Raw genomic sequence first — 21,433 nt, forward strand, 5'->3', positions numbered from 1 at the left:
AAAAGCCGGCTCTCGCGCCTGACCGGGGTGGGAGCTGCTTTGGGACAACGGCACGCACAACACCAGACGCTTGGGGCGCCTCGCACGGCGGCGACGGGCTTCAGCCCTCATCCGCGCGAGCAGATCGCCGACCGGCCTCGAAAGATCGTCCATTCGATGAAGATTTGCTTCGTAGTTGATAAGTTCCCCTCTTTGTCGGAGACCTTCGTCCTCGACCAGATAGAAGGGTGCCTCGAGCGCGGCATGCAAGTCGGCGTCGTCTGCAACGAGACGTCGTTCGGCAAGGACAGCAACATCGACGATCGCCGCTGGCAGGCGCTGCCTGGCAAGGTCGTCTGCTGGTGGGGCGGACTGGGGCGCTTTCGCCCGACGCTCAGGAGATGGTCGGGCAGGTTCTGGGATAAGCTCTCGACCGTTATCGACATCGCCTTTGCGCGCAAATTGCAGAACGCCGATGTGATCGTCGCGCATTTCGGCAATAACGGCATGCGCGTTGCCCGCGCCATGAAACGAGGCCGGATTTCCGCTCCTTTGGTAACCATATTCCACGGCCGCGATGTCGGCGAACCGCTGCATGACGACACGCTCACGCGCTACAAGGTTGTTTTCGAAAAGGGCGTTCTCCAGCTGCCGGTGAACGCGTTTTTCCGCGACGCCCTGATCGGCGTCGGCGCGCCTGCCGCGCAAGTCATGGTTCACCATATGGGCGTGCGGCCGGGCGAGATCAGCTATCATTGGCGTTCCTGGGACCGGGACACGCTGTCCTTCATCTCGGTCTGCCGGCTGACCGAAAAGAAGGGCATCGAATTCGCCCTGCGCGCCCTCGCCGGCCTTCCGCGGCGCGACTGGGTCTATACGGTGATTGGCGGCGGCGAATTGCTGGAAGAGTTGAAGAAGCTCGCCGCAAATCTCGGCGTTGCCGACCGGGTGACTTTCCTCGGGCCGCGCCCGCACGCCGAGGTCAAGCAGCGCCTGCGCGATGCCCACGTATTCCTGCTGCCCAGCGTTGCTGCACAGGACGGCGATCTCGAGGGTATTCCGGTGGCGCTGATGGAAGCTATGGCCGCCGGGCTGATTGTTGTCAGCACCTATCACTCGGGCATCCCCGAGTTGATCGAGGATCAGGAGACAGGCTTCCTCGCACCGGAGCGAGACGTTGCGGCGTTGGCCCGCAAGCTTGTCTGGGTGGCCGAGAACCCGGACAAATGCGAGCGCATCGCACGTGCGGCGCGCCGCAAGATCGAGCAGGATTTCAACGCGGACCTGCTCAACGAACGTTTTGCGCAGATCGTTGCTCAACTCGCCGAAGCCAGGCGCCCGGCATGAACGCCAACCCGCCCCCCCAGTTCGGTCGCGTCGCTCTGCGCGGCGGCGTGGTGACGATCGGCGCGCAAGGCTTCAAGATGGCGATCCAGTTTCTCTCGGTCATCGTGCTTGCGCGTCTGCTGGTCCCCGAGGATTTTGGTCTCGTGGCTTCCGTCGGGCCGATCGTGGCCTTTGTCGGATTGCTTCAAAACCTAGGCCTGCAGCAGGCTGTGGTCCAGCGCAAGGACATCAGCACCGAACAGCTCAACCAGGTATTCTGGATCAGTGCGCTGGTTGGGCTGGGCAGTGCCGTGGTGGTGGCATGCCTGGCGCCCGCCATCGCCGCCTTCTACGGCGATCAACGCATGGTCGGGATCACCATCGGCTCTGCCTTGCCGCTGCTTCTTGGCAGCCTCGCCGCGGTGCCGCTGGCGCTGATGAACCGTCATTTGCGCTTTGGCCAGCTCGCGCTGAACGATGTGATAACCGCCGCTGCCGGACTTGCGACTACCGCAATCGCCGCCTATGCGGGACTGGGCTACTGGTCGCTGGTCATCGGCCCGGCGGTTTCGGCTGTTGTCGCGCTGGCCGCGGCATGGCAGGTGGCGCGCTGGACGCCGTCGCGGCCGGACCTGAAGGTCGATACCGACATATTGTCCTTCGGCGCCAATCTGACCGGCTTCAATCTGGCCAACTTCTTCTCGCGCAATCTCGACAACATCCTGATCGGAAAATATTCGGGCGCGATCGAACTCGGCTACTATGACCGCGCCTATAAGCTCCTGCTGTTTCCGCTGCAGAACATCAACCAGCCGCTGACACGCGTGATGGTGCCGCTGCTGAGCCGCATCCATGAGGACAAGGCGCGGTTTCGCGACATCTATGTGCGGACCAATTGGATGCTGGCGGCCATCACCATGCCCGGCATCGCGGCGCTGACGCTGACGTCGGACCAGGTCGTCGGGCTTCTCTTCGGCGAGCGCTGGACAGCGGTGGCGCCGATCTTCGCCTGGCTGGGCATCGCCAGCCTGATCCAGTCCGTCTCAAGCACCACCGGATGGATCTTCATCTGCCAGGGCAAGACCAAGACCATGTTCCACTGGGGCATCTACTCGTCGCTGACGACGGTCGCCGCCTTCATCATCGGCCTGCACTGGGGCGCCGTCGGTGTCGCCGCGGCCTACGCGATCAGCGGCTATATGCTGCGCGTCCCGGTGCTTGCCGTTCTTGTCCATCGGGTCGGTCCGGTGACCGCAGCCGACTTCCTGATCATGCAGGGGCTTTTCATCATGTCGTCGCTGCTTGCCTGGTCCGTCTACCGGGAGTTGCCCGTATCGCTGACCGGCCAGTCAGACCTGCTCGCGGTGGTCCTGGCGGTTGCCCTCAATTATTCGATCGGCCTGATCCTCATGCTTGCCCTTCGCCAGTCGCGCAGTGCGTTGTTCACCACGCTTTCCAGCGCCATGCGCAACGCCCGCTAGGCAGGCAATAACCGGCCTCAAAAGCTCACCTGCCGACATCGCCGACGCATGCTCCTCAAGCACTGCCTGAAGGCTCGTCCTGCGATAGAGGTCGAGATTGGCGGTAAGTCTGCCGAGCTTCTCGCTCGCTTCCTCGGGCGTCACCGTGTCGATGTCGAGCAGCAGGTCGGCGACGCCGATCCGCTTGGCGAGTTCCTTGGTCTTGAATTCATAGGCGATCGGCAGCACCGGCGTGCCGACGCAGAGCGACATGATCATCATGTGCATGCGCGTCGCGACGACGAAGTCGAAGCCTTTCACCAGGGCCATCAGTTGCTCCGGCGTGTGGAACGAAGCGTCCACGCTCACATGCTTGGCGATCTCCGGATCGAGTTCGGCAACGATCGCCCGCGCCGTCTTGGAATCGTCATGGGCGTATTCCGGCACGCCCTGGCAGGTAGAGACGAAGGTCACCTGCTTGGCGTGGTCCCTGACCAGGATGGTCGCAATCTCGCGGATCGAGTCGATGTAGCGGCGCATGCCGCCCTCGCCGTCGCTGACATAGTTCCAGTGACGGACGGAAATGGCGACGCGGCCGGTGACAGTCGCCGACTGGCCGGAGGCCAGAAAACTTCCGATCCTGTCGGTATCGGCCAGCGCAAAGACGGCGTCGGCCACGACGTGGCATTTGCCGGGGTCTTTCACCATGTCCACAATGTGGTCTCTCGAACGTTCATCGCGCAGCAGGATGAGCGGGCTCCGGTCGAAGATCGGGCTCAACTCCTGGCGATTGTAACTTTTGTTGAACGGGCCGAGCGATTGCGTGAAGAAGACCGGGTCCTTGCCCAGAATCGCGTCGATCCGGAATTGATTGAGGCGCCGTTCCAGATTGTAGGTCTCGACGAGATAGGTTCCGCCTGTCGTGACCACGAGGTCGGCGTCTTTGTAGATCTCGAGACCACGGCGATTGCTTGAGCTGAACAAACGCCCGAGAACGCCGCGGATGCCGAACCGCCGCAGGGCATTGAGTACGAGCCGATTGTAGATCGGCTTGAACAGGTTCTTCAGCCCACTGCCGTATTTGTAGCGGAACAGCGATTCCGACAGCAGCTTGTGGAATTCGAGATCTGGATACTCCTTCTTCGTGTAGAGCCTCGCCGCCACCTCCGGCTGGCTGTCGAAGACGTAGAACTGGATATCGTCCTGCACGATCGTCTTGAAAACATGGCGAATCGCCAGGAGAATCGCTGCGTCTCCGGTATTCAGGCAGACGGTGTTTTCAACCGTGATCTTCATTGAATGACCTCATTTCGTGAGTAGTCCCGCGGTTCGGTCGACGGATGCCGAGGTGCGGGTTGGCCGAAAATGCTGCACGCCAAGGATGGTCCTCGCGTCGTGATTATTGGCGCGCAGCCCAATGGCAGGGCCAACGCGCGGTCCATGCGGCCCAAGCAGAGCGAGATTAACCCATCGATTTTGCAGTGCAACAAAAAATGTGGATCTTTGCTACGCTGCAACCAAAAATGTTGCGATGCAGCAAGAGCTGTACTAGCATTGTCGCGGGCGGGCCAACAGCGGTCGAGTTTTCATGCTGCATGTCTTGTACTTGGTACACGACGTCTCCGACCCGGCAGTGCGCCGGCGGATCATAATGCTCAAGGCAGGCGGCGCCCAGGTTACGCTGGCGGGCTTTCGTCGAACGGCAAGCGCGGTTGCTGATGTCGAGGGCTTGCAGCCGATCGATCTCGGCCCGACGCGTGATGGCCGATTCGCCCAGCGTCTGGCGGCGATCATGAAGGCGGTGGTCTCGACCGGCTCCAAGCTGGGTTCAATGCAACGGCCCGACCTCATTATCGCGCGCAATTTGGAAATGCTGGCGCTTGCCCGGCGGGCCAGGTCGGCTTTCCAGGCAACGGTGCCGATTGTCTACGAGTGCCTCGACATCCATCGTCTGCTGCTTCGCGACGATCCGCTGGGCTGGGCGATGCGCGGCGCAGAACGCTTCCTGGCCAGGGATGTGAAGCTTCTGGTGACCAGCTCTCCGGCCTTCATCGCCAATTATTTCAAGCCGTTCGGACAGATTGCCGCGCCGGTCGAACTGCTCGAAAACAAGTATTTCGAGACAGCCGCGGCTTCCCTGGATGACCGCATGACGGAGGAGAATCCTGTTGCGCCGCCTTGGCGAATCGGCTGGTTCGGGGCGCTCCGCTGCCGCCGCTCCCTGGAGCTTCTGGCCGAATTTTCGCGCCGCCTCGACGGCCGCTTCGAAATCGTCCTCAGAGGCCGCCCGGCGTTGTCCGAATTTCCCGATTTCCACGGTTTTGTTGAATCGGAACCCTGGCTCTCGTTTGGCGGACCCTATCGCAATCCGGAGGATATGGCGGCGATCTACCGCGAGGTTCACTTTTCCTGGGCCATCGACTTTTTTGAGCAGGGCCTGAATTCCGAATGGCTGCTGCCCAACCGTCTCTATGAGGGCTGCCGCTTCGGAGCCGTGCCGATCTCGATGGGCAACACCGAGACCGGCCGGTTCCTCGATCGGCAAGGCATCGGCGTTCTTTTGCCAGAAGCCACGCCCGAGGCGCTCGAAGCTGCCCTCGGCACCATGGAGCAGCATCGGTTCGAGACATTGAGGGCACGTGTTCTCGCCCGCAATCCGCGCACCTGGAGCTACGACCGCGCCGATTGCCGGGCGCTCGTCGAAAAACTCCGCGGCCTTGCCGCGGCGCCCGGTCCATATGCTGCCGAAGCATTGGCATAGAAGGACGGCCGATGACGCAAACCGAAACGCTCCCATCCTGCATGATCGTGGTTCCGTGCCTGAACGAAGCGCCCCATATCGGCGCGTTGCTTCGAGAGCTCCGCCCTGCGGCCAAGAGGCTGGGCGCCGTGATCATCGTTGCCGATGGCGGCAGTACGGACGGCACCAGGACGATCGTCGCGGATATCGCCGCAAAAGATCAGCGGGTGGTCCTGCTCCACAATGAAAAGCGCTTGCAGAGCGCGGCGATCAATCTCGCCGTTGCCAGGTTCGGGGAGGGCGTCGACTATCTCATTCGCATCGACGCGCATGGCGGCTATCCCGCCGACTATTGCGACCGGCTGGTCGAAGAAGCGCAGGCCACCGGGGCGCATTCGGTCGTCGTCTCGATGCTGACCAGTGGCAGCGGCATGGTGCAGAAGGCGGCGGCCGCGGCCCAGAATTCCAGGCTCGGCACCGGCGGCTCCAAGCATCGGCACCTTTCGGCGGGGGAATGGGTCGATCATGGCCACCATGCGCTGATCCGGATATCGGCCTTCACCGCGGTCGGCGGCTATGACGAGACGTTCAGCCACAATGAGGATGCCGAACTCGACTATCGGCTCCGTCAGGCCGGTTACCGGATCTGGATGACCGGTAAGACACAAATGGTCTACTACCCGCGCTCCTCGCTGAAGGGCCTCTATTTTCAGTATCTCGGCTATGGCCGCGGCCGGGCGAAGAACGTTCTCAAGCACCGCATGATCCCGAAGATCCGGCAGATGGTGCCGCTTCTGGTGTTTCCCGTGGTTCTTCTCGCCGCCTTTTCCTTCGTCCACTGGCTGGCGGCCGTGCCGCTTTTGCTATGGGTCTCGGTCTGCCTTGGCTACGGCTTCTGGACCGCGGTCAGTCAGCGCAAACCCGACATTGCGCTTGCCGGGGTCTCGGCAATGGTCATGCATTTCGGCTGGTCGGTCGGCTTCTGGCTGCAGCTGCTAGCACCGCGACCGCAGCGGGGGTAGCGTGATGGACCCGGTCAAGAAAAATCGAAGCATCGATATTTGCGTCTGCACATTTCGCCGGCCGGAGCTTGTCGACACGCTCCGCTCCGTAGCAGCCATGGATATGCCCGCGGGATTCGATGTCGGTGTCATCATCGCGGACAACGACGATACGCCGACGGCCGAGCCGCTGGTCGCCAAGCTAGCGGGGGAGTTGAAGCTGCCGGTGACCTACCGGCACGCCCCGGCCCGCAACATTTCGATCGCGCGCAACGCTTGCCTCGATGCCAGTGCGGCGGATTTCGTCGCCTTTATCGACGACGACGAGACGGCCACCGCTGGCTGGCTTGCCGAACTGGTGGCGGCGGTGGAAGCAACTGGTGCTGCGGCCGTGCTCGGGCCGGTGCAAGCCCGTTACCTGCCGGATGCGCCCGACTGGATGCGCAAAGGCGATTTCCACTCGACCTCGCCGGTCTGGGTGCGCGGCGAGATCCGCACCGGCTACACCTGCAACGTCCTGCTCAGAATTGGCGCTGAGAGCCTGCGCGGCCGGCGCTTCAGCCTGGCACGTGGCCAGACCGGCGGCGAAGATACGGAATTCTTCGACCAGATGGTCAAGGCCGGCGGCAGTATCGCCTTTTCGCCAGAGGCTTGGGTCGATGAAGTGGTGCCGCCTGCCAGGGCGGCATTCGACTGGCTCGGCCGCCGCCGGTTCCGCGTCGGGCAGACGCATGGTCACCTCCTGGGGCGCAACGCGCGCGGCCTTTCCCGGCTCAAGCAGGTCGGCATTGCCGCGGCAAAGGCCGGCTATAGTTTCCTGTCGGCAATTCCGGTCGCCATCGACCCCGTCCGACGGAACCGCAGCGTCCTTCGCGGCATTATGCATGTCGGCGTCGTCAGCGGCCTCGTCGGGGTTCGTGAAATCCGCCAATACGGCCTGCCTTCGCCGCAGCAAGGGGGCAAGCGTGCAGCCTGACGTGAGCTTCGTGATTGCCGCCTACAATGCCGAGGCGACCATCGATCGGGCGATTGCCAGCGCCGTCGCCCAGCGCAATGTCAGCGTCGAGGTCATCGTCGTCGACGACAAGTCGCGCGACCGGACGCTCGACCTGGCGAGATCCTACCCCGAAGATATCGTACGCGTTGTCGCGCTTGAGCAAAATCGTGGCCCCGGCGGCGCCAGGAACGCCGGCCTTGAGCTTGCCCGCGGCAGGTGGGTCGCGGTTCTCGATTCGGACGACGCGGTCTATCCCGGGCGAATCTGCACCATGATCGAACGCGCGGAGAAAGCCGGCGCCGAGATCGCGGTCGATAATCTGCAGGTCGTTCGCGAAGATGGCGTTGCCGAAGAGACGATGTTCCCGGCCGACTATCTGGGAGGCCTCGGTGAAATCTCGCTGGCGGATTTCATCGGCGGCAATGTCCTCTTCGAATCGAGGTTCAATCTCGGCTACGTCAAGCCGATCTTCCAGCGCCGGTTCCTGAACGAGAACGGGCTTCGTTACGATGAAAGCCTGATCATTGGCGAAGACTATATCCTCCTGGCCAGTGCGCTGGCCAAAGGCGGCAAATGCGTGGTCGAGCCGACCACGGGCTATATTTACCACATTCGCACCGGTTCCATCTCCCGGGTGCTCGAACTTCATCACGTCGAGGCGATGCGCCGGGCCGATGCCACCTTCGCCGCGACCCATTCCATGGATGCTGCGGCCGCGGCGGCGTTCGCCAGGCGCGCTCGCAGCCTGCGGCGGGCGGCATCATTCCTGTCGCTGGTTCAGCACATCAAGGCGCGGTCCCCGCTCAAGGCGATATGGACGGCGCTCAGCGATCCGGCGGCGGTTCGGCATATGAGCATGCCGATCGCCGTCCGGCTGCGAAGGGTAGCGGCACAGTTTGCCGTGGTGGCGGGGAGGTAAAGGGCTGCAGGCGAATGAAGACAAATTTCGCCGCCTGCGACAGGGTTGAAATCGATCTCCTCAGAAGGAACATGCAATGAAAAAAGTCAGGAAGGCAGTCATACCGGTGGCGGGGCTTGGAACGCGGTTCCTGCCGGCGACCAAATCCATGCCGAAGGAAATGCTGCCGGTGGTCGACAAGCCTGTGGTGCAATATGCGGTGGACGAGGCATTCGAGGCCGGCATCGAGCACATAGTCTTCGTCACCGGCCGCAACAAGGCGGTGATCGAGGACTATTTCGATCTGCATCCTGAACTGATCGGAACCCTGGAGCAGAGCGGCAAGAAGGCGCAGCTCGAATCGCTCGAGAGCCTGCTTCCCGTCGCCGGCGCGACGAGCTTCATCCGTCAGCAGTCGCCGCAAGGCCTCGGCCACGCCGTCTGGTGCGCGCGAGAGGTCATCGGCGACGAACCTTTCGCGTTGCTGTTGCCGGATATGGTGTCCTTTGGCGGGCGAGGGTGTCTTGCCGAAGTCGCCGATCTTTATGCGCAGACTGGCGCAAACGTTATCGCCGTCGAGCGTTGCGATCCGACCGAGACCAGCAAATACGGCATTGTCGGGCGCGGCGCGGATGTCGGCACCGGCTTCGAGGTGACGGCCATGGTCGAAAAGCCGGCACCGGCCAACGCGCCGTCGAACTTCTACATCAACGGCCGCTACATCCTGCAGCCCGAGATATTCTCGCTGCTGGGCAGCCAGCAACGCGGCGCCGGCAACGAGATCCAACTGACCGACGCAATGGTGCGTCTCGCACAGACGCAGGCCTTCTTCGCCCAGCCTTTCAACGGCCGCATGTTCGACTGCGGTTCGAAGGAGGGCTTCATCCAGGCCAATGTCGCTTTCGCGCTGGCGCGTGAGGACATGAAGGGTCCGATCTTCGAGATGCTGCAGGAATTCGTCCGGTCGCATCAGCGTCGGGAAGAAGCCGCATAATGTCCATTTTTTCGAGGCATTGTGGGTGCGGCTGATGACGCAGGACAGGCCGTTGCGCCGCGCGTAACGCGCACTGTCCGGCGCAGGGTTTGCACCCTATGTGCCGATCTTCGAGGCGGTAGCGCCTGCAAACTAGAATTGGACCGAAGATGAACTATGCCAATTTTCCTGTCGACAAGAGGACGCCATTGCCGACTTCGAGTGCGGCAAACGCCGAAGACTTCATCGACATCGAGCGTCTGCTTGGCATGGCCGCGCGGCAGGCGAAAGTGGTTGCCGCCTGCGCCATCATCGGTCTCTTTCTCGGCGTGCTCTATTTGCAGACCACGCCTCCTACCTATGTGGCGACGAGCAGCGTGCTGATCGACGAAGGATTGAACAAGGTCGTCGACGATATTTCGGCGGCGTCGGTCAGCATGCAGACCGACTCCGCCGTTCTGAGCCAGATCGAAATTCTACAGTCGGCCAGGCTGGCGGGGGTGGTCGTCGACAAGCTGAAGCTCGATCAGAACGATGCTTTCATGAACCCTCCGACATCGGCCCTGTCTAAGGTCGCAAGCTTTGTACGCGGTATCATCCAGTCTGTCCGCCCCAAGCGCGCCGCGAGCACAACCGATGTCACTCAGCTTGATGCCGCGACGCGTGACGCGATCACCGCATCGTCGTCGCCCCGCGACTACGCAATCTTCAAACTGCAGAACCAACTCGATGCCGAGCGGATCGGCCGAAGCTTTGTCATCAGCATCTCCTTTCAGGCGACGGATCCGGCGCTTGCGACCGCCATCACCAAGGCCTATGCCGACGCCTATCTCGCCGATCAGCTTGATGCCAGCTTCGACGCGACCGAGCGGGCGGCTGTCTGGCTGCAAGGCCGGCTGACCGAGCTTCGTGAGAGCTCCCAGGCGGCCGCACTCGCGGTCGAAAAGTTCAGGGCCGAACATGGATTGGCCGTCAATGACGGCCAGCTGATCAGCGACAAGCAATTGTCCGATCTCAACACTCAGCTGATCGTCGCGCAGGCCGATACCGCACGTGCTGGCGCCCGCTATCAGCAGTACAAGTCGATCGTCGAAAGCGGCTCGGACAATGCGTTCAAGGACGCCGCGATATCGAACGACCAGCCGAGCAGCTCCGTCATCACGACGCTGAAGAACCGCTATCTCACCGTCGCCAAGCGGCAGCAGGACGTCGAAGCCAATTTCGGCCCGCAACATCCGCAGGCCGTCGCGCTCGCCAAGGAGAAGGCCGACATATCGGCGCAGATTTTCGGCGAGCTGAAGCAACTGACCGAAAGCTACCGCAACGAATACGAGGTCGCTCTGGCGCGCGAAACCGCGCTCCGCGCAAATGTCGCCTTGGCGGCTGGCAAGAGCTCCATCGACAACCAGTCGCAGGTCAAGCTGCGTGAGCTGGACCAAAAGGCCACGGCGCTGTCGACGCTCTACCAGACATTCCTGAACCGCTATGAGGAGGCTGCCCAACAGCAATCCTTCCCAGTCGGCAAGATCCGGGTCATCTCGGACGCGACGATGCCACAGTCGGCCGCAACCCCGCGCACGGCCATCGTGCTGGGGCTCTCGCTGGCGCTTGGCATAATGATGGGGGCCGGGGTTGGTGGCCTGAATGAATTCAGAGAACGCTTCTTCAGGACCGGCGAAGATGTGCGCGACCGTGTCGGCCTCAAATTCCTCGGCTATCTCCCGGTCATCGGCAAGGCTGGCAAGGATGACCAGCGCAATGGCGGTCAGCCTGACGTCAAAGTCGTTGAATCCAAGAGCGCCAAGTCGTCCAAATCCCAGCCCTCCAAAACATTGTCGGCAGCCGAAAAACGTGCGCGCATGCGGGTAACCGTCGATGCACCGGCATCGATGTTCTCCGAGACGCTGCGCAACGCAAAGATCGCCTTCGACGTCGTGATAGAAGGCCAGGGCAGCCGGGTCATCGGCGTGGTCTCGGTGCTTCCCGGCGAAGGCAAGTCGACGGTGGCGGCCAATCTTGCCGGGCTGCTTGCCGCCAACGGATCGAAAACGCTGCTGATCGACGGCGACTTGCGCAATCCCGGCCTCAGCCGCAGCCTCGGCATGGAGGCCGAGCAGGGTTTGATGGAAGCGGTGGTGAGCGGGCAGACCTGGCAGTCGGTCGGCAAGATCGACCGGCAGACCAAACTGGCGATCATCCCGGCCGTCCTGCGTGGCCAGTTTTCGCATACCAGCGAGCTTCTGTCTTCAGCCGGCATGCGACGTTTCATCGACAACGCCAAGGAAACCTTCGAATACATCATCGTCGATCTGCCGCCGCTCGGGCCCGTCGTCGACGCCAAGGCCTTCGCTCCGCTTGTCGACGGCTTCGTGCTGGTCACCGAGTGGGGACGCACGCCGCGTGCGATGGTGCAATCGATGCTGAGCTCGGAACCCTATATCGCGAAGAAGATCATTGGCGCGGTCCTGAACAAGGTCGAGCTGAAGAAACTCGCCAAGTATGGCGCGATCGGCGGCTCGGAAAAATTCTTCGACAAATATTCGAGCTATTATCTGGAAAAATCGGAAGCGCGCACAAAGGCGGCTGCCTGAGTGCGGTCCGCGCGTTTCGAGCATTTTTGCACCGAAGCGGAATCACCCGGCGTCGCAAAGATCTATTAGGGTGTTGACATTCTGAGATGCTTGCTGATGAAGCTAAGCCTCTCCAAGCCTCTGCGCACTTCCGGCGCCCTCATGAAAAGCCGCCACAACAGCCCTGTACGATGGTTCTCGATCATCGCGATGATCGGCCCCTGATTGATCGCCAGATAGGTTCGGGAGTACCAGTTGCGGCTTTCGCAAAACGCGTCAACAAAGCCGAAGCGGCCCCATATGCGTTTTCGAGGCTTGCCCAGGAAGCCACGCAGTGCGCGCATCGCCTCCGCCGGGGCATAGGGAAAGCTCGACAGGGCAGCAGACGGAGTGATCACGCCAAAGTCCCTGTCGGGTGCATGCGCGACGTATCCTCGCGGCCCATGGCTCGCGGTCAGACCCCAGCAGTCCGGTCCATATCCCAAATGGCTATGGGGATTGCGAACGCAATGCCGATAATTGATCTGCGTATGACTGACGTTCTGTTGCCAGTAATCGGCGTAGCGGTCACTTAGGCCCCGGGGATCGAGCCCGCAGAAAGAATAGTGCGAAAAGAAGAGCGGGCCACCAGAATTCATTCCCAACGGCAGCACGATCCCGTCATGGTCGCGCCCGTTTCGAAAGCCAGGTCCTACAGCAAAACCCTCGTGATAGATTCCCGGATCAATAGGGTGGCGCGCCGATCCCGCCGCCAGCACGAAAGTGAGCAGGCATTCGTTCCAACCCCTGATCGGGCTGTCCATCGCCCAGCCAAAATTAGGGCTCCAATGCCACATGAGTTGCCGAGCGCCGCGTGTAAACCAGTTCCATTCGGCCTGTAGCAACAGCGCGTCCACGCGCTGGCGCAGGCGCACTTCGCCAGTTGTCATCCCGGCGAAATACTCACGGGCGCAAATCAGACCCTGAAACAGGAAGGTGGTTTCGACGAGATCAGCGCCGTTGTCCTTGCGACGAAACGGGATCGTCGCACCAGTTCGCCCGTTGATAAAATGCGGAAAAACGCCGTGGTAGCGCGGGGAGTTCTCCAAGAAATCGAGCATGCCGTGCAATCGCAGCAAAGCCACGGTGCGGTCGATCCATCCCCGCTCGACCGCAACGATGATGGCTGCAATGCCAAAACCGGCCCCCCCGATCGTCACCAGATCGTTGGCAGGATCACCTGTGGTCTTTTGCCGGTCGCGGGCAAGACCGCTGACGGGATGCGCGCCTTCCCAGAAATAGCGCACCGTCTGCCGCTGCACGACATCCAACAGCGCATCATCGTCGAGCTCGAGAGTATTTTCCGGGAGGTCGAGTGCTGGAATCATCGAGCCGGTGTTAGTGCCTCGGGTGTCCTAAGGCCATTCCTAAAACAATTGTGCGCACGGACCGGCCGCTCACTCGTGTCAGGCCGATTCAATTCGCGACAGGTGCTTGGCGACCCGGTAGAAAGAAAATCAAGGGGAAACAGCCCCTGGATTGGCCTCGAAGCCTATGTTCCATCCCATTGCGAATATCGAAGACGCGCAGACGCTGGCGCAGGCCATCGTCAATACGATGGTCGAACCCTTCCTCGTTCTCGATGAGAACTTTCGCGTGCTGGCGGCCAACCACTCCTTCTATCAGACCTTCAGGGTCGACCCCGAGCAGACGCACGGCTCGCTGCTCTACGCGCTGGGCGACGGCCAGTGGGACATTCCAGCGCTTCACCTGCTCTTGGAGACGATCATTCCCGAGAAGACCGCCATGGACGGCTTCGAGGTCGAGCATGATTTCCCCGATATCGGCCGGCGCACGATGCTGCTCAACGCGCGGAAGGTCCTTTACGACCACAGTTCAGCCGCGACCATCCTGCTCGCCTTCAATGACATCACGGCGCGCCGCGCCATAGAAAGGGAAAAGGAAGAACTTCTCGGCCGCACCGAAGACCTGCTGCGGCAGAAGGATGTGCTGCTGCGCGAAATGGAGCACCGGGTCGCCAACAGCTTGCAGATCATCGCCAGCATTTTGCTGCTGAAGGCTCGGTCCGTCACCTCAGATGAAACGCGGCAGCACCTGAAGGATGCCCATCAACGCGTGCTGTCGGTAGCAGAAGTGCAGCGGCATCTCCATGCCTCAACCGGTGCCGACGAAATCGAGGTTGGTTCTTATCTGTCGAAGCTTTGCAGCAGTTTGGCCGCTTCGATGATCGGGGAAGCACAGGCTATTGCTGTAAACGTTATGGCGGAAAATGGAAGGATAGACTCCCAGAAGGCGGTCAGCCTTGGCCTGATCGTGACCGAGCTCGTTCTCAACGCCATCAAGTATGCATTCTCGACAGAAAAGGTCGATGCGCTGATCTTGGTGACCTATGAGACCGATGCTGAGGATTGGAAGTTGACCGTATCGGACAACGGGTGGGGCAAACCCGTTCGCGATATTCCAGGTGCGGGACTGGGGACAGCGATCGTGGAGGCGCTTGTCAAACAGCTTGAAGCACGCATTGACACGGTCACGGGCAATACTGGCACGACGATTGCCATTACCAGAGCGACGTTCACGTCGCGGATGCCGAAAGCAGCATAGTTTGGTGCTTGGCATGCGTTTCAAGCGGCTGTTCCGAATATCGCCTTGAAGGTCGTGTCCCCTCAGGTGGTGTAGCTCGAACGTTGCGAAGCCGCTCGCGAGCGGCTGCCGCTGATGTTCCTATTCTCTGTGCTATAGGTTCCGTTTAATTGAAGAAGAAACCAATGCAGCGGACCGTGACAGTAATCGAGAAAATTACGGGCCGGGTGATCGGCGCGTATCCGATCGATCTTTCGGGCCAGGATCACCAGACTTCCGATGATCAGTATTTTGCCAAAGCGTTCGAAGCCGCCGTCGACGGCGGCCTCATTGCCGAGGCTGAAGCGCACGCTGTCGAATTCCGTCTGGAATAGACACTCAAGCCGAGATCCACGCTACTTTCGCTTTTCCATCGCCGCCTTGGCGCCGCTACGAAAAACCCCGCGCGATGCGAGGTTGTTGATGCGGTCAAAAACCTTACGTTTCAGTACGGCGAATTACACTGCTGCCGAGGGCCATAGCTAGGCTGGAATGTATCGTCTGAAGCTCGATAGCTCCGGTATCGGTCGTAGCACCACTGTACATGCGAATCGCCGCGATCGACCGGGTTCTGGTTGTTGTTAATGATCACGCCGCTGATCACCGCGCCGGCAGCGAAGGCCGCCAGAGGAAACCAGTAGTCACCATGACGGCGATAACCGCGATGGTATTCACGATAGCCGCGATGACCGTTCCAGTTCACGCCATCGTTGCGCGAAAAATTGCGATTGCGGTTGAATTTCCGCTTCATCCACGGCTTGTAGTCGACCGTCGCCACATCGGACGAAACAGAAGGTGCCTGCGGCAGAAGCATTTGAGCTGCGTCGGCTGATCCGGCTGCCGTCACGAATGAAACTGACAACGTGGCCGCGAGCAAACCGGATAATATCTTGTTCATAAATCTCCTGTGAAGGAATGGTTGATATCCCTTCTCGGATTTAAAACGATTTAAAGAGGTTAAGGTTCCGTGGCGTGCCAGACAGCCTTCGACACCGCCAGCCAGGCTGTTCGAATCACTTGTCAGGTGCTACGGCTCGAACAAGCATGGGCAATCTTCACACGACGCGGTGTGCTGGCTTTTTTCTACGTTTCATACAGTGAGGGACAATGGCCGGCACTCCGTTGATCAGCATTCTGATCACTTTCCTTGTCATCATTCTGGTGCTGTATCTGGTCAATCGGCTGCCGCTTGATGGTCGCACTCGTCAGATTGCCCAGATTGTCGTGATCATTATTGGCATCATTTCGCTGCTGAAGTACCTCGCAGTGTTTTAAGCCATCACGGTTGGGATATGCGACGCTGCTGGCGTCCGAGCGAGCAAGACAAACCCAGCGCTTTACACCCACTCATGAGCAGGCGGCTTGAGACCTTCCCGCTCTAGGAAAATATCAGCCTCGCGCGGTTGTCGACGATCCTGAGGGCGGCCAGCTGGCCGGTTTGGAAGGCGCCGGTGTCTATGCCAAGCCGGCGTCCCTCGAGCTTCGGAATGTCGACCGGCGTATGCCCGTGCACGACATAACGTTCGAGAAGATGCGCGGCTTCGAAGAACTCCGAGCGGATGTTGAGCAGGTCGTCCTCGTCTTGCGCGGCCAGCTCGATGCCGGGCCTGATGCCGGCGTGTACGAACACGAATTTGGCCGAATAGACCATGACCGGCAGCGCACGCATGAAGCTGACATGGCCGGCTGGAATGATCTCCCGAATGCGCCGGTCGACCTCCTCGCTTGAACCGTAGAGATCGGCCATGCGCGACGGATCAACGCCGTAGGAAAACAGCGTTTGCAGGCCACCTATCGCCAGCCACGACTCTCTCGAAATGATCCCGTCGAGGTAGTTCAGCATCACGACTTCGTGGTTGCCGGCAAGGCAGATGCGCTGGAAGCCTTGGAGTGGCGGCGCCAGCAGATGATCGAGCACGCGCGCCGACTGGGGGCCACGATCGACGTAGTCGCCGAGCATGATGATGAGCTTGCGCATTTCGAAAGACGCAGAATCGACCAGGATGTTCTGCTCCAGGGAGCGAAGCTCCTTATAGCAGCCATGCACGTCGCCGATCGCATAGACGACCGTGTCCTGCAGATCCATCTCGAGCCGCTGGCGCGCCGCCGTCGGGGGCTTTCTCGATCGTTGGAACAGGGTCACGAATGGCGTCTCGCATGGCTGTGGGGGCGTCTCGATTCCGAAACAACATGAAGACGCAGCGCCTGGATACCATGTCTGGCGCCGGTCGTTCCATACCGGAGCTTCGGACGCAACTCGGCTTCGGCCTCCTACACGCCGATGCCACGGCCGTTCAGCGCAGCAGTGATCTCGTCGAGGATGGCCGGGTCGTCGATCGTTGCCGGCATGGCCCATGCCTCCTTGTCGGCGATCTTCTGCATGGTGCCGCGCAGGATCTTGCCGGAGCGCGTCTTCGGCAGGCGCTTGATCGTCACCACCGTCTTGAAGGCGGCGACCGGGCCGATCCGTTCGCGCACCAGCGCGACCACCTCGTTTTCGATGATGCCCGCGTCGCGGTCGACGCCGGCATTCAGCACGACGAAGCCGAGCGGAACCTGGCCTTTCATCGCATCGGCGATGCCGACGACGGCGCATTCGGCAACGTCGGGATGCGCGGCCAACACCTCCTCCATGGCGCCGGTCGACAGCCGGTGGCCGGCGACGTTGATGATGTCGTCGGTGCGGGCCATGACATAGAGATAGCCGTCCTCGTCCATCATGCCGGCATCCGCCGTTTTGTAGAAGCCGGGGAACTCCTCGAGATAGGCTTGGCGAAACCGCTCGTCGGCATTCCACAGCGTCGGCAGACAGCCGGGCGGTAATGGCAGTTTGACCACAACGTTGCCCAGTGTGCCGCGCTTGACCGCATGCCCGGCATCGTCGAGCACGCGAATGTCGTAGCCGGGCATCGGCATGCCGGGCGAGCCGTATTTGACAGGCAGCAGGCCCAGTCCGGCGGGATTGATGGTCATCGGCGAACCGGTCTCGGTCTGCCACCAGTGGTCGATCACCGGCACGTTCAATTTCTGCTCGGCCCATTTGATGGTTTCCGCATCGGCGCGCTCGCCGGCAAGGAACAGCGTGCGGAACCGGGACAGATCGTGTTTCGGGACGAACTCGCCCCTCGGGTCCTGTCCCTTGATGGCGCGGAAGGCGGTTGGCGCGGTGAACAACGCGACGACGCCATGCTCAGCGATCACACGCCAATAGGTGCCGGCATCGGGCGTGCCGACCGGCTTGCCTTCGAACAGCACCGTCGTGCAGCCATGCAGTAGCGGGCCGTAGACGATGTAGGAATGGCCGACCACCCAGCCGACGTCCGAAGCCGCCCAGAACACTTCGCCGGGTTTCACACCGAACTCGTTTTCCATCGACCATTTCAACGCGACCATGTGGCCGCCATTGTCGCGCACGATGCCCTTTGGCTGGCCGGTCGTGCCGGACGTGTAGATGATGTAGAGCGGATCGGTGGCAAGCACCGGAACGCAGTCGACATTGGCACCCGCGGCTCGCTCCCGCGCCACAGCGTCGGCATAGTCGATGTCGTAGTTTTCCCTGAGCTCGCAGCGCAATTGGTCGCGCTGCAGGATGAGGCAGGCTTCGGGCTTGTGCCGCGACATCTCGATCGCCTTGTCGAGCAGCGGCTTATAGGCAACGACACGCCCGGGCTCCAGGCCGCAGGACGCCGAGATGATCAGCTTCGGCTTGGCATCGTCGATGCGCGTGGCGAGCTCATGTGAGGCAAAACCGCCGAAGACCACTGAATGCACGGCGCCGATCCGCGCGCAGGCAAGCATGGCGAAGGCTGCTTCCGGCACCATCGGCATGTAGATGATGACGCGATCGCCTTTTTGGATGCCGCGATTCTTGAGTACCGAGGTTAGTGCGACCACCTCGCGCTTCAACTCGGCATAGGTGAATTTCTTGATTGTGCCCGAAATCGCGCTGTCATGAACAAGCGCTATTTGGTCGGCGCGGCCGTCCGCCACATGACGATCGACGGCATTGAAGCAGGTGTTGCACGAGGCACCATTGAACCACCGGCCATAGACGCCGGCATTGGCATCGAACACGGTCTCGAAGGGCGAGAACCAGTCGATTGCGCCGGCGGCATCGGCCCAGAATTTTTCCGGGTCGCGTTTCCAGCCGTCATAGACCTCGTGGTAGCGTGACGCCATCCAGCTTCCTCCCCAGGAATGTTTGCTGTCCTTGAAATAGCGTATGCTGCTTTCTGTAACCATGTATTTGTGCTTTTCGTTTGCCGTCGTTCCAATTCGGCCGCAAATCCAGGGTCGTCGTGGTCTGCGGGGCTGATATCGGCCGAATTTTCGACATAGGGGCAGGGCGCGATGAAACTGCGATACGAGCTTGGATTTGCCGTCGTTGCGACGCTGGCGTTCGCACTCGCTTCAGCTGCTCAGGCCGGTGATGCGGCGGCACGGCGCATCATCGGCTTTTCGCCCGACGGCAACTATTTCGCCTTCGAGCAGTACGGCACGCTCGATGCCGGTGCTTCGGATTCGGGCTGGTCGGAGATCGAAATCATCGACACCCGCACCGATGAGTTCGTCGGCGGCAAGCCGATCCTCATCGTTGACGAGACGGAGGATTCGACGCTGACACTTGCGCAGGCGAGGGCACAGGCCGCCGAGCTGGCAGCGCCGTTGCTGGCCAAATATGCCATCGCACTGCGCGGCGAGCGGACGGGCTTCGACAAATTCACCTTTCCCGACGACATGGTCGCCTACAACGACATTGCGCGCCTCGAGCAAGTCTCGCAAAAATGGCTTTCGCCGAACTATGACGAGCTTGGCATCTCGACCATCCAGCTCGAGCAGATCCTTGCCGACAGTACGGCGGATTGTTCACCGAGTTTCGACGGGACGCAGCAAGGCGAAACGACCGGCAAGGCGCTCGGCTTTCGCCTGACGCTGCAGGGTCAGGACGGCAAGCCGATCAAGCTGCTGCATGAGGACAAGGCGGTGCCGGGTTCGAGGAATTGCCCGACTTCCTACAGCCTGTCGGAATCTTACGCATTCACCCCCGACCGCAAAGCAGGCGTGCTTGTCGTACTCGTGCAGCGTTTCAGCCAGGGATTTGAAGGGCGTGACCGCCGTTCCATCGCCGTGACAGGGCGGGCGCGTTGAGATAACCCGCTGAGAAGTAGTCTGCTACTCGAGTTGATTCCTAAAGCGGCAGCGCAGTGAGCATAAGGCCAACCCCGCCGGCGATCAGCAAGGCGGCTGCCAGCATTTTCCCATGACGCTCGAAACCTGTCGGCGCCCGATCCCAATTGTAACGCATGCCCCAACTCCCCAAACCCGCTGAGTCCCTTATCTTACCTAGGGTGAGGAGGACAACAGTCTGGCGATGCACCACGCTGCTGCTGTCGGTCTTATCACCGACTATCTCTGAGGCATTCTCCGCCGCTACATGCCCCAGCGCAGCGCGGCGGTGTGCACAGGCGCATCCCAAAACGCCGCCGCCTCGTCGTCGAACATGCTCAGCGTGATCGAGCAGCCGGCCATGTCGAGCGAAGTCACATAGGAGCCAACCAGCGACCGGGTCACCGTCACGCCGTGCTTCTCGAAGGTTTTGCGGGCGCTGTTGTACATCAGATAAAGCTCCATCAGCGGCGTGCCGCCAAAGCCGTTGACGAAGAGCAGCGCCCGGCCTTTGGCGCTGTCGCCCAGATCGCCGAGGATCGCGGTACAGATCTCCTCGACGATAGCGTCGGCGCTCTTCAACGTGTCGCGCCGCCTTCCGGGCTCGCCATGGATGCCGACGCCGAACTCCATCTCGCCGTCGCCGATGTCGAAGGTCGGCTTGCCCGCCGCCGGCACGGTGCAGCTGGTCAGCGCCACGCCCATCGAGCGCGTCGCTCCGTTGACGCGCTCGCCGAGCGCCTTCAACGGCTCCAGTGCCATGCCTTGCTCGGCCGCCGCGCCGACGATCTTCTCGACCACCAGCGTGCCGGCGACGCCGCGCCGGCCGGTGGTGTAGGACGAGTTTTCGACCGCGACATCGTCATTGGTCACGATTTGCATGACGCCTTCTGTCATTTCAGCGGCCATGTCGAAATTCATCACGTCGCCCTCGTAGTTCTTGACGATGAACAGGCAGCCGGCGCCCGTATTGACGGCTTCCACGGCCGCCATCATCTGGTCCGGCGTCGGCGAGGTGAACACCTGGCCAGGGCAGGCGGCATCCAGCATGCCGTGCCCGACGAACCCGCCATGCAGCGGCTCGTGACCCGAGCCGCCACCGGAGATCAGCGCCACCTTGCCCGATTTGAGCAGCTTGCGGCGGACAAATTTGTGTTCCTCGCCAAGCGCCAGAATGTCGGCATGCGCGGCAACGAAGCCGTCGAGGCTCTCGGTCAGCACCGTGTCGACCGAATTCAGAAATTTCTTCATGGCTGTCCTCCCGAAATAGCCCAGCGTCAGCTGCCCTTGCCGGCGATGCTGGTGATCTTCTGGATGAAATCATTGACCGCCCGGTCGAGCGCCGCATTCTGCTTATCGTCGCCGAAATCGGGAACGATCAGCGAGACATGGCGTGTCTTGCGCATGCCTGCGGCCAGCGACATCTTTCCCGGATGCGCCCGATGATATGCTTCAAGGAAATGATCACGTTCGGCCGGGCTGAAATGGCAGACGGAGAAGATAGCCGGCAAATGCTTCGATGGTATCGGCGTCGAATAGGCCGGGCTGGAAATCTGCGTGACGAAGCTGCGGTGCTTGCCGAGCGCGTCGGCGAGGCGCTGGCGCATGCCGGATGGGCGCTGGTCGATCACCTGCGACAGGATCGTCTTGTAGGCGCGGATAGCCTCTTCGGGGCCGGATTGCGACGCCTTGTCTGCCATG

At 61.3% G+C, this 21,433-nt stretch carries 18 protein-coding genes and 1 pseudogene; 12 read left to right on the forward strand and 7 right to left on the reverse strand.

The window, feature by feature from the left end:
• The first annotated feature begins 39 nt into the window (after window positions 1-39).
• Window positions 40-1,326, forward strand: a complete 1,287-nt coding sequence (locus tag NKH01_RS11700) for a glycosyltransferase (protein WP_352860130.1) — start codon at window positions 40-42, stop codon at window positions 1,324-1,326.
• Window positions 1,323-2,786, forward strand: a complete 1,464-nt coding sequence (locus NKH01_RS11705) for a lipopolysaccharide biosynthesis protein (protein ID WP_023717984.1) — start codon at window positions 1,323-1,325, stop codon at window positions 2,784-2,786. Before NKH01_RS11700 ends, NKH01_RS11705 begins: the two co-directional genes overlap by 4 nt.
• 222 nt (window positions 2,787-3,008) lie before the next feature.
• Here the strand turns inward: NKH01_RS11705 and NKH01_RS11710 are convergent.
• A pseudogene (locus NKH01_RS11710) lies at window positions 3,009-4,061 on the reverse strand (polysaccharide pyruvyl transferase family protein); the annotation flags it as partial.
• A 292-nt stretch (window positions 4,062-4,353) separates the two neighbouring features.
• Here NKH01_RS11710 and NKH01_RS11715 point away from each other — a divergent pair.
• The 6 genes from NKH01_RS11715 to NKH01_RS11740 all read left to right on the forward strand — a co-directional run bounded on the left by NKH01_RS11715 (window position 4,354) and on the right by NKH01_RS11740 (window position 11,965).
• Window positions 4,354-5,526: a glycosyltransferase family protein gene (locus tag NKH01_RS11715; protein WP_353020264.1), complete on the forward strand. Its 1,173-nt coding sequence runs from the start codon at window positions 4,354-4,356 to the stop codon at window positions 5,524-5,526.
• An 11-nt stretch (window positions 5,527-5,537) separates the two neighbouring features.
• Complete coding sequence (locus NKH01_RS11720) at window positions 5,538-6,527, forward strand: glycosyltransferase family 2 protein (RefSeq protein ID WP_353020265.1); 990 nt, start codon at window positions 5,538-5,540, stop codon at window positions 6,525-6,527.
• A gap of 4 nt (window positions 6,528-6,531) precedes the next feature.
• Window positions 6,532-7,482 (forward strand): glycosyltransferase family 2 protein, encoded by a 951-nt coding sequence (locus NKH01_RS11725; RefSeq protein WP_353020266.1) that lies wholly within the window; start codon window positions 6,532-6,534, stop codon window positions 7,480-7,482.
• Window positions 7,472-8,422, forward strand: a complete 951-nt coding sequence (locus tag NKH01_RS11730) for a glycosyltransferase family 2 protein (protein WP_353020267.1) — start codon at window positions 7,472-7,474, stop codon at window positions 8,420-8,422. Before NKH01_RS11725 ends, NKH01_RS11730 begins: the two co-directional genes overlap by 11 nt.
• Window positions 8,423-8,498: 76 nt before the next feature.
• Window positions 8,499-9,395, forward strand: coding sequence for a UTP--glucose-1-phosphate uridylyltransferase GalU (gene galU, locus NKH01_RS11735; protein ID WP_352817040.1), 897 nt, complete (start codon window positions 8,499-8,501; stop codon window positions 9,393-9,395).
• A 149-nt stretch (window positions 9,396-9,544) separates the two neighbouring features.
• Window positions 9,545-11,965 (forward strand): polysaccharide biosynthesis tyrosine autokinase, encoded by a 2,421-nt coding sequence (locus tag NKH01_RS11740; protein WP_353020269.1) that lies wholly within the window; start codon window positions 9,545-9,547, stop codon window positions 11,963-11,965.
• Window positions 11,966-12,030: 65 nt separating this feature from the next.
• Here the strand turns inward: NKH01_RS11740 and NKH01_RS11745 are convergent, their stop codons facing one another.
• Complete coding sequence (locus NKH01_RS11745) at window positions 12,031-13,311, reverse strand: glucoamylase family protein (RefSeq protein ID WP_353020270.1); 1,281 nt, start codon at window positions 13,309-13,311, stop codon at window positions 12,031-12,033.
• Window positions 13,312-13,477: 166 nt separating this feature from the next.
• Between NKH01_RS11745 and NKH01_RS11750 the strand changes: the two genes are divergently transcribed.
• Together NKH01_RS11750 and NKH01_RS11755 are read left to right on the forward strand one after the other, a co-directional pair.
• Complete coding sequence (locus NKH01_RS11750; protein WP_352640702.1) at window positions 13,478-14,548, forward strand: sensor histidine kinase; 1,071 nt, start codon at window positions 13,478-13,480, stop codon at window positions 14,546-14,548.
• 164 nt (window positions 14,549-14,712) lie between these two features.
• Complete coding sequence (locus tag NKH01_RS11755) at window positions 14,713-14,901, forward strand: hypothetical protein (RefSeq protein WP_352495744.1); 189 nt, start codon at window positions 14,713-14,715, stop codon at window positions 14,899-14,901.
• A 110-nt stretch (window positions 14,902-15,011) separates the two neighbouring features.
• Here NKH01_RS11755 and NKH01_RS11760 read toward each other — a convergent pair whose 3' ends face one another.
• Window positions 15,012-15,464: a BA14K family protein gene (locus NKH01_RS11760; RefSeq protein WP_353020271.1), complete on the reverse strand. Its 453-nt coding sequence runs from the start codon at window positions 15,462-15,464 to the stop codon at window positions 15,012-15,014.
• Between the two features lie 209 nt (window positions 15,465-15,673).
• On the opposite strand from NKH01_RS11760, the gene NKH01_RS11765 reads away from it, so the two are divergent.
• A complete protein-coding gene (locus tag NKH01_RS11765) occupies window positions 15,674-15,841 on the forward strand; it encodes a Thivi_2564 family membrane protein (RefSeq protein ID WP_023717974.1) in 168 nt (55 codons plus the stop codon).
• A 103-nt stretch (window positions 15,842-15,944) separates the two neighbouring features.
• On the opposite strand, the gene NKH01_RS11770 is transcribed toward NKH01_RS11765, so the two are convergent.
• Both NKH01_RS11770 and NKH01_RS11775 read right to left on the reverse strand, forming a co-directional pair.
• Window positions 15,945-16,709 carry a metallophosphoesterase family protein gene (locus NKH01_RS11770; protein WP_352495745.1) on the reverse strand — a complete coding sequence of 255 codons (765 nt, stop codon included), beginning with the start codon at window positions 16,707-16,709 and terminating at the stop codon, window positions 15,945-15,947.
• A gap of 128 nt (window positions 16,710-16,837) precedes the next feature.
• Window positions 16,838-18,745: a propionyl-CoA synthetase gene (locus tag NKH01_RS11775; protein ID WP_353020273.1), complete on the reverse strand. Its 1,908-nt coding sequence runs from the start codon at window positions 18,743-18,745 to the stop codon at window positions 16,838-16,840.
• 171 nt (window positions 18,746-18,916) lie between these two features.
• On the opposite strand from NKH01_RS11775, the gene NKH01_RS11780 reads away from it, so the two are divergent.
• Window positions 18,917-19,714 carry a DUF2259 domain-containing protein gene (locus NKH01_RS11780; RefSeq protein ID WP_353020275.1) on the forward strand — a complete coding sequence of 266 codons (798 nt, stop codon included), beginning with the start codon at window positions 18,917-18,919 and terminating at the stop codon, window positions 19,712-19,714.
• A gap of 282 nt (window positions 19,715-19,996) precedes the next feature.
• Here NKH01_RS11780 and dhaK read toward each other — a convergent pair whose 3' ends face one another.
• Window positions 19,997-20,983, reverse strand: coding sequence for a dihydroxyacetone kinase subunit DhaK (gene dhaK, locus NKH01_RS11785; protein WP_352495748.1), 987 nt, complete (start codon window positions 20,981-20,983; stop codon window positions 19,997-19,999).
• Between the two features lie 26 nt (window positions 20,984-21,009).
• Window positions 21,010-21,432: a hypothetical protein gene (locus NKH01_RS11790; RefSeq protein WP_292659375.1), complete on the reverse strand. Its 423-nt coding sequence runs from the start codon at window positions 21,430-21,432 to the stop codon at window positions 21,010-21,012.
• Window position 21,433 lies beyond the last annotated feature (1 nt).

It is taken from the genome of Mesorhizobium sp. M1403 (assembly GCF_040317695.1).
GTDB lineage: Bacteria > Pseudomonadota > Alphaproteobacteria > Rhizobiales > Rhizobiaceae > Mesorhizobium.